Here is a 14442-nt window from a genome sequence, read left to right as displayed (position 1 = left end):
ATATCATGAATAGTAATCAGATCATACAGATTATCAGGGAATCTGCGTATATGCTTGAGCAGGACTTTGACGGGCTTACTTTGACTGAAATTGATTCATCGCCCCGTGAGTATGCGATGGATGAAATTGCTGAGTTTAAGAGAGACCTGATAGAGGCAGCGAATAAACAGCGTATCATTTATCTTGATAATAGCCTTGAAAGAGAAGAGTTTCGAGCCTTTATCCAGGGAGTGGAGATTCCACTGGTTGCTTTTGAGGAAACAGAAGGGGATAGGATACCAGTTCTTTTCTTCAAAAAGAAAGGGAAAACCCAGGTACTCCAACTTTTGGAAAATGATACTCGAGTTAAGGAGTGCTCTGACGATTATTTCCCTTCTCTATACGAAGAGATGGGTAAGGTGTCGTTTTTAGGCGTATTTTCTTACAAAAGCCTGGTCAGCGATGATCCTGACGACGGGGAAGAGCAAAAGAAATTGAACCCGGTACAACGTCTGATCAGGTTGCTTTCTGAGGAAAAGAAGGACATTTTTTATGTGTATGTGTATGCTGTGCTTATAGGACTTATTAGTCTTACGTTGCCCTTGGGTATCCAGGCTACAGTATCTCTTATTTCAGGAGGCGTGGTATTCAGCTCTGTATATGTTTTGATAGGGCTGGTAATTGTAGGTGTATTGGCTACGGGAGGTTTGCAGGTCATGCAGATTACCCTGGTGGAATATCTACAACGGCGAGTGTTTACCAAAGCAGCCTTTGAATTCGCTTTTCGTGTACCCAGAATTAAGGCTGAAGCCTTGTTAAACTACCATGCACCTGAACTGATGAACAGGTTTTTTGATGTGCTGACCATACAAAAAGGACTGCCTAAGCTTTTAATTGATTTATCTGCGGGTGTTATCCAGATATTATTTGGATTGATATTGCTATCATTTTATCATCCATTCTTTGTGTTCTTTAGTTTAATCCTTTTGATAGCATTAACACTGATTTTTTACTATACCGGACCCCGCGGTCTGAATTCCTCTATAAAAGAATCTAAATTTAAGTATAAAGTAGTTTATTGGTTGGAAGAGCTCGCACGTACCATTAACTCTTTTAAATTATCCGGTAATACGGCACTACCCATTCGAAAGACGGATTACAATGTAAACAACTATTTAAAAAACAGGAAAGTACATTTCGGAGTACTGATTAGTCAGTATTCGTTTATTCTGCTGTTTAAGGCATTAGTTACCGGAGGTTTGTTGATCATTGGCACTATCCTGGTGATTCAACGTGAAATAACATTGGGCCAGTTTGTTGCATCAGAGGTGATTATTATCCTCACACTCAGTTCTGTAGAAAAGATAATTATGTATATGGATGTCATTTATGACATGCTTACTGCAGTGGATAAAATATCACATGTAACTGATCTGCCACTAGAAAAAAGCGGAGGAATGGACATGCCGAAAGCAATGTTGTATCGTGGTTTTGGTATTCAGATGAAGGATTTGAAATATAAGTTCCCGGACAAGTCACAACAGGCTTTGAAAGGGATCGATCTTACGATAGAAGGTGGGGAGCATATTTGTATTGCCGGAGGTGGAGGCTCTGGTAAAACCGTGCTTATGAATACCATAGCAGGACTGAATACGAATTACCAGGGGATCATTACCATGGACGGCTTTTCATTGCGGGATCTGGATCTGACTAACCTTCGGGATAAGATAGGAAAGAACGTTTCGCAGGAAGACATTTTCGAAGGGAGTATTATTGAAAATATACTATTAGCTAAGCCTCATGCACAGGCAGCTGATGCCATTTGGGCAATCAATACGGTGGGTATCGCTGATGACATTAATGCGATGCCTGAGGGGCTGGATACTATGATGGTGAGTGGTGGTAAAGGACTATCTAATAGTTTGGTAAATAAAATTATCTTAGCGCGCTGTCTTGCCAAGCGCCCTAATTTGTTAATATTGAATGATTTTTTTAACGATTTTCTAAAATCAGAACGTTTAAACTTGATAAACATGCTCACGAGGCCAGAACATCCCTGGACGTTGCTTGTGGTCTCAAATGACCCGGTGATTATGGCCGCTTGTGACCGCGTTGTACTAATGGAAAAAGGGCTCATAAAAAGTGAAGGGTCTTTTGAAGGACTGGTTAAGTCCGGCGAGTTAAACAACATTATTAACTGATTGTCATGGAAGTCAGAGAAGAACTAACAAGTAAAGAGCTCTACACTTTAAAAACATTGAAAACGCCCAGTGCCGGGCGTAGGTTAGCACGTGTACTTTTAGGAATCGGAGCAATTTTTTTCATTGTATTATTTGTACCATGGCAGCAGAACATTCAAGGTGTAGGCAACGTTACCGCCTTTACACCCAGTAACAGGCCACAATCTGTAGAATCTGCCATAGCAGGGCGTATAGAGAGCTGGAAAGTTCGCGAAGGTGAGTTTGTTAGTATCAATGATACTATTCTGACACTTAGTGAGATAAAGGATAAATATTTTGACCCTGACCTCCTGATCCGCCTTGAAGAGCAGTTAGAGGCGAAAGCAAATAGTATTATTTCGAAGCAAGCCAAGGTTGATGCACTTAAGAACCAGATAAAAGCATTAAACGACGGCCTCACCGTGAAGTATGAACAAGCCCAGAATAAACTGGCACAGACAGGTTTTAAACTTATTTCTGATAGTGTTGACTACCTTGCGGAGAAAGTTCGATTCAATAACTTTAGCAATCAATACGAACGTAATAAGACTTTATATGACGCTGGCAATATAGCTTTAACCAAATTTCAGGATATAGAATCCAAGTACCAGGAGTCACGAATGAAAGTCGTTTCTTCAGAAAATAAATACCTGGAAGCTAAAGCAGAACTTGTTAATTCTCGTGTAAACCTTGCAGGAGTACAGGCGGAATATCAGGATAAGATCAGCAAGGCCCAATCCGATCTTAACGCTACACTTTCGGAACTTTTTGATGCGGAAGCTTCTTTAGCCAAGCTTAAAAACGAATATGCCAACATGCAGATCAGAAACAAGCAATACCAGGTAATAGCTCCACAATCGGGCTTTGTGGTTAGGGCAATGCAAGCGGGGATAGGAGAGACAATAAAAGAAGGGGAAGCTGTAGTGACCATTATGCCCGCTGACCCGGATGTAGCGGTAGAAATGTATGTTAAGGCCATGGATGTCCCTTTGTTATCTATTGGTCGAAAAGTAAGAATTGAATTTGATGGATGGCCTGCTTTGCAGTTTTCCGGATGGCCCAGCGTTTCAGTAGGTACTTTTGGTGGAGTGGTACAGGTCATAGATTATTTCAATACCCAGGGAAATGAATTTCGTATATTGGTTACTCCTGATCCTGATGATGAACAATGGCCGGAACAACTTAGGCTTGGTTCAGGTACAAAGGGCTGGGTAATGCTTGATAATGTGCCTATATGGTATGAAATATGGCGACAATTGAATGGCTTTCCACCTAGTTTGTATGAGGAACCCTCGTCAGACAAAGCTGGTAAAGAAAACAAGAAGAGCAAGGCAAAATGAGAAGACTGATAGGCATATTGTTTTGCTGCTGTATTTCTTTTCACCTATTCGCACAAACAGAGTCAGACAGTATCACGGTACTTAAGTTTGATGATTTCTATGCATTAGTTCTGAATAATCATCCGGTAGTTAAGCAGGCGGAGCTATTAACGGACCAGGCCATGCAAGAAGTCAGACTGGCACGTGGTGGTTTTGATCCAAAGCTGGAAGGTTCATGGGATTATAAGGATTTGTCAGAAATAGAGTATTATAACCGTCTTAAAGTTGGGTTGAAGATCCCCGTTTGGTTTCCCATTGATCCCCAAGTAGGGGTAGAAAGAGCTACTGGTGACTTTGTGAGTGATGAGAATGAGATTTCTGATAAAACAAATAATCAGCAGGTATTTGCCGGAGTATCTATTCCGGTAGGTAAAGGCCTTTTTATCGATCAGCGAAGAGCTACAGTAAAGCAGGCCCGGCTTTTTCAGGATATGGCTGAGGCAGAGCAGATCAAGGAGATGAACAAAATACTGCTGACAGCTGCTAAAGATTATTGGGAGTGGTATTTCGCCTACAATAACTACCTGCTGATGCAGCAAAGTATTGGTGTGGCCCAGGATATCTTTGACCGTACCAAATTAGCTTTTGATTATGGAGAAACAGCTGCTATCGATACGATCCAGGCTAAAATTACGCTTCAAACCAGGATGATCGATTATCAGCAGGCGAATATTGATCGTATTAAAGCAGCCCTGACACTATCCAATAACTTGTGGAATGCCGATGGTGCACCGCTTGAACTTGCAGATAATGTGAGGCCGGAACAATTGCCTACGCTTACGTTTGAAGATGCGTTTTTAAATGAACTGGTAGAAATGGCGCGAGAAAATCATCCGGAAATACGCAAATTGGATATTAAGAACAGGTCATTGATGGTAGACAGAGATCTGGCAAGGGAAAACCTCAAGCCACAGTTGGATTTGAACTATGTTCTACTGGACCAGCCATTCAACGCTCAGGGAGACCGTAATGATATTACCTTAACGGAGAATTTAAAAGTAGGAGTGGATTTTTCATTTCCTATTTTTTTGAGGAAAGAACGAGCCAAACTTAATCAGACCAAACTGAAATTAATAGAGAACAACTTTCAACGGGATTTTGCAGAGCGTCAGATCATTAACAATATCAATGGGCAGTTTAATTCTCTTGTAAATACCGGTGATATGTTGATACAACAAGAGGAAATGGCCAATAATTATCAACTTATTTTGGCTGCTGAACGGCTTAACCTGCAAAATGGAGAAAGTGATCTTTTCAAGATCAATGTCCAGATTGAAAAATTGATTGCTGCACAGTCCAAATTGTTCAAACTTCGCGCTACTTATTATAAAAACATCGCCAATCTTTATTGGGCAGCTGGCGTGGTTAATCTTGGATTATTGGTGGAGCAGTGATTTTGGCTTTTCTGCCTGAAAACCATCTAAATTAGTATCCAATCCAATACCCGTCAAAAACGATGCTTCCTTTACTTGACTCACAAAGTCATTTCAAAAGTCTGAGAAGAACTTTTATACTACACTATCCCTGAAAGAAGCTGCGATAATCTGAGCGAGTATCAATCGCTATGGTTTATCCTGCCGGCCGGTACAAACTCTTAGAAATATAAATCTATCAAGTGATAGCTATTGGCTGTTTTTTTAAGTGATTAGACCTTTTTCGATAACCGGATAAGTGATAGAAAACCTTATTAAAACACGGCCTTCTTCCTTCTATCATCAAAATTAAAAGTATAGCACGTTAGTTTGAAACACTTCATAACTTTTTTCAGTATATTGCGTTTAAAAATAATAGTATTACTATCATGTAAAATATTTGGCTATGCATACATTAACTTCATCTCCAAACGAGCAACATCTAGAAGAATTTTTACAGCATACAGATGCTATGTTTCATTTTGCTGTAAAACTTGCTAATAATGAGGAAGACGCCCAGGACCTGGTACAAGATACTTTTCTACGGGCTTTTAGATATCAAAACTATTATGAACCCGGTACCAACGCAAGGTCATGGTTGTTTAAAATGATGTATAACCTGTTTGTTAATAATTATAGAAGAAAGCAAAAAGGACCGTTTGTGGAGATGACGGATGAGAATAATGATATTAACTATTATGAAACACCTGTGAAGCCGGATGTTTTTCGGAATACCTTTAGTGACGAGGTTATGAACGCATTTAATGCGCTAAAAGAAGAATTCAAGTGGGCCATTTTTTTGAGGGATTTTGAGGGGCTGAAGTATGAAGAAATTTCAAAGGTATTGGATATTCCTTTGTGTACGGTAAAAACCCGGATACATCGGGCCAGAATGTTAATGCGTAAATCTTTGATGGATTCAGGGTTCTATGGGCGCAACAATTAAGTGTTATGGTATTGATCTATCTCATTACCAAAGATGCTGCAGAGGCAAGGAGTATTGGTCGTGTACTTATTCAGGAACGTATTACAAATAGTGCTAATGTTATCCCCAGAATTCAGACATTGAGGTGGATGGACAATGAAGTTCAGGATACTTCTGAGACGATTTTACTAATTAAGACGAAGGCGCTTCTGTACTCCAGCATAGAAAAACGCGTTTCAGAATTAATGGGTACAAAGCAACCTAACATCTTCTCAATGCCTATTACTCAGATTAATCACTTTTACCAGGATGTTCTACGGGAAGGAGTTATTACTGTATAGGTAATACCCACTTTTAATGACGTATAAATAAAAATGCAGAGGTAATATTTACTCCTGCATTTTTATTTATAAGACGTTCTGTCATAAGTAACAAAATCAAAGGGATATGCGTGTCGTTCATCTACTTCATGAGGAATACGTTCACGCTCTTTCCATTCCGACGAGGGGTATACAGGATAAAAAGTATCTCCTGTAAAGGAAGCCTTTATTTCAGTGATATACATAATATCCGATAAAGGGAGGCCCATTTCATAAATTTGGCCTCCCCCAATAATGAAAGCCTCCGTTTCTTCATTCTTTTTGGCTATTTCCAACGCTTCCTGAATGGAGCCGACGATTAAGGCATCCCCTCCGTCGTATGTTTGGTTTCTTGTAACAATGATATTAGTACGATTTGGTAACGGTCTGAATTTTTCCGGAATAGACTCAAAGTTTTTCCTTCCCATAATTACATGGTGACCTGTGGTCTTACGCATAAAAAACTTCATATCGTCGGGTAAATTCCAAACAAGGTCATTATCTTTTCCAATGACGTTGTTTTCTGCTACTGCGGCAATCATAGATACCTTCATGAGATAAAGCTAAGTGAAAATGAACTAATTCTTATACATTAAGTAATGACATCTGCTATCTCTTTTATTTTCATCCTTGAGTCACTCTTACTTCATATGTTGTCATTTGAGAACTTACTCCTGTTTTATTTTAAGAATGATTTTGATCTGTTGTTTAGTCTAAAATGTAAATGAGCCTCAAGGCACATAGAGGGGCTATCGAGTCATAGAATCTTTTATGGATCTCATTCTCCATGGGCATTTTCTGAGCTGCATACTAAATTTAGTAGTATAAATGGTAGTCCTGTTACGTACTCCTACTCAGCTGCTGGCATACTCCGTTTTCCATGTTTTATCAATAAGTCGATTTTGTGTCAACTTGTTTTAGCACGTGACAATCAGTCAAAAAAGGCCTCGCAAACTTGAGAGGCCTTTTTTGATTATTTCACAAATCAACAGCTGTATTGGAACAAGATGTGATCAGTTCTACAATTTTATTCTCCTTGCCATTGGCCGGCTCCATTTTGATTGCCATTCCCTATATAGTCATAAGGAGTTCCAGCGGCTACAAATTCACCTGCTGCCCAGATACCTTTTTCTATCGCTACACTTACTCTACCGCCGGCTGCTACATCTTCACCATACTGCATGAAGTCCATCATGGCCTCGGCTGAAGTAAATGAGTTTGTACTGTAGAGTCCTACGTCTGAGGATGTATCATCCAACGTTCTGTCAATTACAATCGTTTCATCAGGATCAAGTATTAAGTCTGCACTGGATAGGTCACTGATTTTGGAATAGGAAAACCTGTTACAAAGCCATATGTCTGTAAGGTCCAGTGGTCCATTGCCAAAGTTTTTCAACGTAATTTGATCTGTATTGGCATCTACTTTAAATAAACGCACATTAGGAGTAATTGTATTGGTCCACGAGCTGGCTCCATTTTGACTACCATCGCCTGTATAGTCGTAAGGAGTTCCGTTTTCTACAAATTCACCTGCCGTCCATATGCCTTTTTCTATCGCTACACTTGCTCTACCGCCGGCTGCTACATCTTCGCCATACTGCATGAAGTCCATCATAGCTTCGGCTGAAGTAAATGAATTTGTACTATACAGTCCTACATCTGAAGACGTATCGTCTAAGGTTCTGTCGATCACTATTGTTTCGTCAGGGTCTAGTGTTAGATCAGCCGTAGATAGTGCACTGATCTTTTCATAGCTAAACCGATTACATAGAAATATATCCGTAAGGTCCTGAGGTGCGTCGCCAAAGTTTTTCAATGTGATCTGATCTGCACCCGCATCTACTTTGATCAACCTGACGTTAGGTGTACCAAGCGTGCCGGTACCTGTCCAAAAGTTGGCTCCGTTTTGTGTGCCATTACCGGTGTAATCGTAAAGCGCTGCACCTTCTACAAATTCACCTGCTGTCCAGATGCCCTTTTCAACAGCTACATTTACCCTGCCATCAGTACCCAGGTCTGCTCCATACTGCATGAAATCGATGAGCGCGGTAGCAGAAGTAAAAGTATTGTCATTATAAAGACCTACGTCAGAAGTATTATTGTCGAAAGAACGGTCTATTGCGATCATTTCATCCGGGTCTAATGTGAGGTCTTCTGATGATAAGTTACTTAACTGCTCATAGCTTTTTAAGTTGCATATCCAATAGTCGCTGATATCTTTGGCAACAGTACCAAAGTTTTTCACATAAAACTTATCCTCTGAAGGGTCTACTTTCACCAATCGAATATTTGCAGATCCTTCCGGGACTGAATCGTCGTCGTCTCCACAGCTTTGAACTGAAAGCAGAGCTGTCATGCTAAAAAGGAATAAAATTGCACGTGTTAGGGTAGTGCTTAGGTTGTGTTTCATAATGCTTAGTATTATTTCATTTAATTTCAATCCATCACAACACGAGGATACATGGAAATGGGTTGCCTCAGTGGCATCGGGAATTATTAAAAGGACTATCAAAGTTCAGTGCTTTATACAGAGTATTTATGTGTAAATAACTCATTATCAGAGAGTAAAATCAATTTTTAAAGACTGGATAAACCTTGAAAAAAAATAAAAAAGATATGGATCTCTTCTGTTAAAATAAGTATGGCAATATCTGTTTTGTGCTCTTGTTAAGCTTTTTCGAAGAATTTTTTCAGGAGAGAAATACCTATACCTATTTCCGGCATATCACCCTTGATCATGTTGTTAAAAACAATTTTGTCTTTCTCTGTAATGGATGTGTAAAACCCTAACTTATCGATGTCCTTGAACCCCATTTGCCAGCTCGGGAAAATTCGTTTTTCTATTGGGCTATAGGCTAAGAGTGTAACATTAAAGTGGCGATCATCTAATTTTATTTTTTCGTACAGCTTAGATATTTCACTTGTTCCTTCTATGTATTGAATGAATCTATTCCTCGAATGTAGAAGAATACCGGTGATCTCCTCTTTAGAATTATTTCTTTTGCAGGATCTTAAAATATCTTCAATCTCAGCATCAGTGCAACTGGGGGTTCGAATACTTGAATAAATAAGTTGATATAATCCAGTCATCTCTGAGCTTTAATATTCTGACCAATAGCAGAATAAGTAAGTTAAGACAAGTAGTCGACAATACAAATTAATTGTCAAAGACTATGGTCGCACTTATGTAGAGATGATGGAGACTACTTTTATAACGTTGACCCTCTTAATAATTCTTCAGTGGTCATTCGTTTCTTACCGGCCAATTGTAATTCCATAACTTCCAACAGGTGGTCAGAGGTCTTGAAATAAAGTGTTTTCTTGTTGTCAGCAAGAAAATCTCCAGGTTGCAAATCAGGGAGTTGGTCATTCTCTGCCAATTTAACCCTGAACAGCTTTGTCACTTTTCCATTTACCTCTGTCCATGCACCCGGATAGGGAGAAAGGCCACGAATAAAATCATATACCTTTGTTGCTGGCTGGTGCCAATTAATCTCACATGTTTCCCGGAAGATCTTGGGCGCCCTGAAGAGTGTATTAGATTCCACCTGATCCACTTGAGGATAATCATTTTTTGCTATGGCCTGAACAGTTTTCAAAACAAGTCGGCCACCTTTCTCCATGAGCCTTTGATATAGACTGCCTACTGTATCATCAGGGTGGATCGGCTCTTTTTCCTGGAAAATGATCTTACCGGTATCTATTTCATGTTTTAAGAAAAACGTGGTAACACCAGTTTCTTTTTCTCCGTTAATAATGGCCCAATGGATAGGTGCGGCACCCCTGTACTGCGGTAGGAGCGAGGCATGAAGATTAAAAGTTCCAATTTTCGGCATGTTCCAAACAACCTCAGGTAGCATTCGGAAAGCTACTACTATTTGGAGGTTAGCTCCATAATCTCTGAGCTCTTCCAGAAAAGCCGGATCTTTTAAATTAGTGGGTTGTAAAACGGGAATGTTATGACTTACGGCAGATTCTTTTACGGGTGATGAAGCCAACTTTTGTCCTCGCCCTTTAGGTTTGTCCGGCGCTGTGATAACAGCTACTATGTTGAAGCCGTTTTCCACCAGAATATCCAGGCTTGGAACTGCAAAGTCCGGGGTGCCCATAAAAATTATCCGCAGTTCATTCATTAGATGTTGTCAGGTTTTAGTTCGTACGTGAAATTAAAGCAATCGGAAAGACTTTTAATCAGGAGTAGAGCCAAGTTTTGCTGATGCAAAGGAAAAATTGTATGTGATCAAACCTTAATTAGAACTAGGTGGAAAAAATAATTTCATTCAACATCTGTATACAGTAAGTAGCGCTTTCTCATCTCTTTGTAAGAGTCAAGTTGATCCTGCCATGAGTTTCGGATTTCCTTCTCCGACAGACCTGCCTTAATTTGGTCCATGGTATTTGATTGCCCCAGTAGTTTGTTGAAATAAGGCTTAAAGAAATTTTCCTTATTCTCAAATATCTCATAAGCCTCCAGTACATACTTCAAGGTGAAAGACGGGGCTTTTTTGAGCGACATCAGAGATTTTCCATAACAGGTTTCACCTTCTAACGGCGGATATTTGGACATGCCCTCAATGGACACAGGAGTAAAACTATAGTTAAAAGTACCTTCAAAAGATGGATGGCCAAACTGCAAGAATGGCTCATAAGTACCGCGTCCTATACTTATTGCTGTGCCTTCAAACAAAGCCAGGGAAGGGTATAAGCCTACAGCCAGGTCATTAGGCAGATTAGGAGAGGGTTTGACAGGTAATGGATAGATGGTAGCATGATCATACTGGTTCATCTGGATGACTGTGAGATCAGCTTTAATGCTATTTGTAAGCCACCCTTCTCCGTTGATCATTTTAGCCAGCTCGCCCATAGTCAGGCCATGCACCAATGGAATAGGGTGCATACCAACGAATGACTGGAAATCAGGATCTAATACCGGACCATCTATATACATGCCATTAGGGTTTGGGCGGTCAAGTACAATAAATGGGATATTGTTTTCCGCACAGGCTTCCATCACATAGTGCATCGTACTGATAAAGGTAAAAAAACGTACTCCTACATCTTGGATATCAAAGAGTACTACCTCTACATCCTGTAACATTTCTTGGGTTGGTTTTTTTGTTTTACCATAGATGGATAAGATGGGTATACCTGTTTTAGCATCCCGACCGTCGGCAATGGTAGCTCCATCTGACTTATCTCCGCGAAAGCCGTGCTCAGGTGCCATCACCTTGGTAATAGGGATTCCTAATGTGAGCAAGGTGTCCACTAAATGAATATCTCCGACTAATGCAGAGTGATTAGTGACCAGAGCAACTTTTTTATTCATGATTAATGGGAGGTATTGTCCTGTACGTGCTGCCCCTACAGTCAATAGTTTAGCTTCAGGCTGTGTATGTCTGCAGCTTAGGCTAATGAAAATGAGGAGAATAGATAACAATTGATTGTGAAAGGTGATCATCAACAGAAATTTCATGTGTTTAGTTACCAAACTTAAAGGTTATCATGGTATATAACATGTAACCTGCCAAAACTACGTTTTGTGCAGAACTTGCGTGTGTGCTATCTGTATTTTCTGAATTGTAGTATGATCTAATTGTTTTTTGAATGTTCGGGAGAATATTCTGCTGGAGTTGATAAATTTTAACACCCAAAAAATAGATAACGTAATACAGACGTTCTTAGATGGTTAATGCTTTAATTTGGAGGATGACTGAAACAGTAAAAGCCTTTTGAATTTTTCTTATTTTATATCTAAAAAGGTCAGCAAAGGAGCAACAGGTACTTTTTCTGCTACTATTCATAAAATAGCTGTTGGCAGTATAGCCATTGGATTGGCAGTGATGATCGTCTCTTTTTTAATCTTAAAAGGGTTTCAGAGTACTGTAACAGAAAAAATTTATAGTTTCAGTGCTCATATACAGGTTACCAAATATACATTGGGCAATTCTTATGATGAGGTACCCATTTCTTTAAATAACATTTTGTTTCAATCCTATGGCGAACTTGATCAGATTGATCATGTGCAGGAATACAGCCATAAGGCCGGGTTACTTAAAACCAAAGAAGAGATTTTAGGAGTTGTATTCAAGGGAGTGGGTAAGAGCTTCGACCTTTCCAGGTTTGGAGATAATCTGGTAGAAGGACGTTTTGTGGATTTTTCAGTTGACAGTTATTCCAAGGAGGTGGTAATTAGCCGTATCATAGCGGATAAGCTTCAATTGGCTATAGATGATGATATTATAGTGCATTTTTTTATGCAACCGCCACGGCCACGAAAACTTAAGGTGGTCGGTATTTATGAAACTAATCTTTCTGATTATTATGACGATAAATTTATCCTGGGAGATATAAGACTGGTACAACGTCTTAATAGTTGGCCGGACTCATTGGCGGGAGGCATGGAGGTGTTTGTAAAAAATACTCAACAAGTTGATAAGGCTGAATCTTTATTGGATGACCTGCTGGACTTTGACTTATTTGTAGAAAAGATCAGTGACAAATATATCCAGGTATTTGAGTGGCTTTTCCTTATCGACAGGCAGGTGAATATTTTCCTGGGTATCATATTATTAGTCGTGTGTGTAAACATGGTATCTATCATCTTGATCCTTATCATGGAGCGCACTCGGATGATAGGATTATTGAAAGCATTCGGCGCTACCAACCGACAGATCAGAGGTATATTCACATATAATGGAATAAGCCTGGTCCTAAAGGGTTTAATAGGGGGTAACTTTATTGGCCTTGGTATTTGTTTTATTCAGTATTACCTGAAAGTAATACCGCTTAATCCGAATGATTATTATATGAGCTATGTGCCTATTGGCTGGGATTGGCAAATCATTTTGACGCTGAATCTTTTAACCTTTACGGTGGTGAGCCTGATTGTTATGCTTCCCGGTATGATAATAGTACGAGTGAATCCTATTAAAAGTATCCGATTCGATTGAACAAGGACTTCGAAGGTCAGCTTTTACTTTTGTTTCGAGTGATAGATAATAGCCCAAAAATGGGTCCTAAGGCCAGTACCGTAAAAATATATTTTATTTCCCATTCAGTGACCATCCAATTAAGCAATTGTATACTTATAATGGTGATCAAAAAGCCAATAGAGTTGACAATGGTTAATGCTGTCCCCTTGGCGTCCTCCGGTGCCGACTGGGCTACAAGTGTAGAAAACTGTGGTGAGTCGGCAATAACACTTAATGTCCAGATGGACATGAGTCCTATAAAAGGCAACAGGCCAACCTCGAAGAAAAAGGGAGATAGAATACAACAACATCCCGAAATTAAAAGTGCGTAAAAAGCAGTTTTATGACTACCGATCCTGGTGGAAAGATAACCTCCGGCCACACAGGATATACCTCCTATGGCAATCATCCAAAAGGAGAGGAGGGACACATTCAGTGTAATGCTGTTATAAGAAGCATAAGCCTCCAGCAGACCAGGTATGAAAGCCCAAAATGCATATAATTCCCACATATGACCGAAGTAACCAAAGGCAGACAGACGAAATTCTTTTCGCTTAAAAACCTTAAAAAAGGAAGACAGGTCAAGTTTTGTACTTCTCTTCCGATAAGGGCCGTCAGGGACGAAAAGTACCATGAGTATGCCACCGGAAAGTGAGCACAGCGAGGTAGCTACCACTACATATTGCCAGGAGAGTATGTGATCAAAACTGCTCAAAAGGTGGGGAAAAGCTGTGCCCACGACGAGTGCTCCTACCAGGTACCCAAGGGCTTTACCCAGCCCCTGCTTATGATGATCGGCAGCTATTTTCATGCCTACCGGATAAATGCCTGCTAACAATAAACCTGTAGCAAACCTGGAGATCAGTAGAATGGAAAGCGCAGAGCCTAAAAAGATGATCAGGTTAGCCAGTGCACCAAGTACTGCACATGTGAAAAATACTTTTGAAGGAGAAAAGCGGTCGGCCAGTGTGAACAAGGCAAAAAGCAACGTTCCGGTAATAAACCCAAACTGTACAGACGAGGTGATGTACCCTACGACATCTGGTTGTAAGGCATAAGCGTCAATAATATTATTGACAACGGCATTACCCGCAAACCAAAGTGAGGTACAGGCAAATTGAGAAATAACGATGATCAGGAGAACCCAACTTTTAGAGGCACCTGTCATTCTGGTAGTAACGATAATTCAGGTATTGCA

Annotated in this window: 12 protein-coding genes; 6 read left to right on the top strand and 6 right to left on the bottom strand. The window is 40.0% G+C overall.

What is annotated here, in order from left to right; genetic code table 11:
* Window positions 1-5: 5 nt before the first annotated feature.
* The 5 genes from FNH22_RS14310 (at window position 6) to cutA (ending at window position 6255) form a co-directional block, all read left to right on the top strand.
* On the top strand, window positions 6-2180 hold the full coding sequence (locus tag FNH22_RS14310) for a peptidase domain-containing ABC transporter (RefSeq protein WP_143399088.1): 2175 nt from the start codon (window positions 6-8) through the stop codon (window positions 2178-2180).
* 5 nt (window positions 2181-2185) lie between these two features.
* Complete coding sequence (locus tag FNH22_RS14305; protein WP_143399087.1) at window positions 2186-3538, top strand: HlyD family secretion protein; 1353 nt, start codon at window positions 2186-2188, stop codon at window positions 3536-3538.
* The gene (locus tag FNH22_RS14300; RefSeq protein ID WP_143399086.1) at window positions 3535-4971 is read left to right on the top strand and encodes a TolC family protein; all 1437 of its coding nucleotides are present in this window, start codon (window positions 3535-3537) and stop codon (window positions 4969-4971) included. Before FNH22_RS14305 ends, FNH22_RS14300 begins: the two co-directional genes overlap by 4 nt.
* Before the next feature lie 424 nt (window positions 4972-5395).
* Window positions 5396-5935 (top strand): sigma-70 family RNA polymerase sigma factor, encoded by a 540-nt coding sequence (locus FNH22_RS14295; RefSeq protein WP_143399085.1) that lies wholly within the window; start codon window positions 5396-5398, stop codon window positions 5933-5935.
* Window positions 5936-5940: 5 nt separating this feature from the next.
* Window positions 5941-6255: a divalent cation tolerance protein CutA gene (gene cutA / locus FNH22_RS14290; RefSeq protein ID WP_143399084.1), complete on the top strand. Its 315-nt coding sequence runs from the start codon at window positions 5941-5943 to the stop codon at window positions 6253-6255.
* Between the two features lie 62 nt (window positions 6256-6317).
* On the opposite strand, the gene FNH22_RS14285 is transcribed toward cutA, so the two are convergent.
* The 5 genes from FNH22_RS14285 to FNH22_RS14265 all read right to left on the bottom strand — a co-directional run bounded on the left by FNH22_RS14285 (window position 6318) and on the right by FNH22_RS14265 (window position 11746).
* Window positions 6318-6827 (bottom strand): dihydrofolate reductase, encoded by a 510-nt coding sequence (locus FNH22_RS14285; RefSeq protein ID WP_185154230.1) that lies wholly within the window; start codon window positions 6825-6827, stop codon window positions 6318-6320.
* A 473-nt stretch (window positions 6828-7300) separates the two neighbouring features.
* Window positions 7301-8683: a hypothetical protein gene (locus FNH22_RS14280; RefSeq protein ID WP_143399083.1), complete on the bottom strand. Its 1383-nt coding sequence runs from the start codon at window positions 8681-8683 to the stop codon at window positions 7301-7303.
* A 257-nt stretch (window positions 8684-8940) separates the two neighbouring features.
* Entirely contained in the window at window positions 8941-9363 is a 423-nt protein-coding gene (locus tag FNH22_RS14275) for a BLUF domain-containing protein (RefSeq protein WP_143399082.1), read from the bottom strand.
* A 119-nt stretch (window positions 9364-9482) separates the two neighbouring features.
* Entirely contained in the window at window positions 9483-10406 is a 924-nt protein-coding gene (gene fmt, locus FNH22_RS14270; protein WP_143399081.1) for a methionyl-tRNA formyltransferase, read from the bottom strand.
* A 143-nt stretch (window positions 10407-10549) separates the two neighbouring features.
* Window positions 10550-11746: an exo-beta-N-acetylmuramidase NamZ domain-containing protein gene (locus tag FNH22_RS14265; protein WP_255518060.1), complete on the bottom strand. Its 1197-nt coding sequence runs from the start codon at window positions 11744-11746 to the stop codon at window positions 10550-10552.
* A gap of 256 nt (window positions 11747-12002) precedes the next feature.
* Here FNH22_RS14265 and FNH22_RS14260 point away from each other — a divergent pair, with 256 nt between their 5' ends.
* On the top strand, window positions 12003-13223 hold the full coding sequence (locus FNH22_RS14260) for an ABC transporter permease (RefSeq protein WP_143399080.1): 1221 nt from the start codon (window positions 12003-12005) through the stop codon (window positions 13221-13223).
* A 16-nt stretch (window positions 13224-13239) separates the two neighbouring features.
* Here FNH22_RS14260 and FNH22_RS14255 read toward each other — a convergent pair whose 3' ends face one another.
* Entirely contained in the window at window positions 13240-14412 is a 1173-nt protein-coding gene (locus FNH22_RS14255) for a nitrate/nitrite transporter (protein ID WP_143399079.1), read from the bottom strand.
* Window positions 14413-14442: the final 30 nt, after the last annotated feature.

The sequence above is a fragment of the Fulvivirga sp. M361 genome (assembly GCF_007097395.1).
GTDB lineage: Bacteria > Bacteroidota > Bacteroidia > Cytophagales > Cyclobacteriaceae > Fulvivirga.
Note: the sequence above shows the minus strand (reverse complement) of the source record. Positions and strands in the feature narration are given on the sequence as shown.

Bases quoted from the DNA above. Each gene is read 5' to 3' on its own strand.
- FNH22_RS14310 (WP_143399088.1), top strand. From the start codon at position 6: ATGAATAGTAATCAGATCATACAGATTATCAGGGAATCTGCGTATATG.
- FNH22_RS14305 (WP_143399087.1), top strand. From the start codon at position 2,186: ATGGAAGTCAGAGAAGAACTAACAAGTAAAGAGCTCTACACTTTAAAA.
- FNH22_RS14300 (WP_143399086.1), top strand. From the start codon at position 3,535: ATGAGAAGACTGATAGGCATATTGTTTTGCTGCTGTATTTCTTTTCAC.
- FNH22_RS14295 (WP_143399085.1), top strand. From the start codon at position 5,396: ATGCATACATTAACTTCATCTCCAAACGAGCAACATCTAGAAGAATTT.
- cutA (WP_143399084.1), top strand. From the start codon at position 5,941: ATGGTATTGATCTATCTCATTACCAAAGATGCTGCAGAGGCAAGGAGT.
- FNH22_RS14285 (WP_185154230.1), bottom strand. From the start codon at position 6,827: ATGAAGGTATCTATGATTGCCGCAGTAGCAGAAAACAACGTCATTGGA.
- FNH22_RS14280 (WP_143399083.1), bottom strand. From the start codon at position 8,683: ATGAAACACAACCTAAGCACTACCCTAACACGTGCAATTTTATTCCTT.
- FNH22_RS14275 (WP_143399082.1), bottom strand. From the start codon at position 9,363: ATGACTGGATTATATCAACTTATTTATTCAAGTATTCGAACCCCCAGT.
- fmt (WP_143399081.1), bottom strand. From the start codon at position 10,406: ATGAATGAACTGCGGATAATTTTTATGGGCACCCCGGACTTTGCAGTT.
- FNH22_RS14265 (WP_255518060.1), bottom strand. From the start codon at position 11,746: ATGAAATTTCTGTTGATGATCACCTTTCACAATCAATTGTTATCTATT.
- FNH22_RS14255 (WP_143399079.1), bottom strand. From the start codon at position 14,412: ATGACAGGTGCCTCTAAAAGTTGGGTTCTCCTGATCATCGTTATTTCT.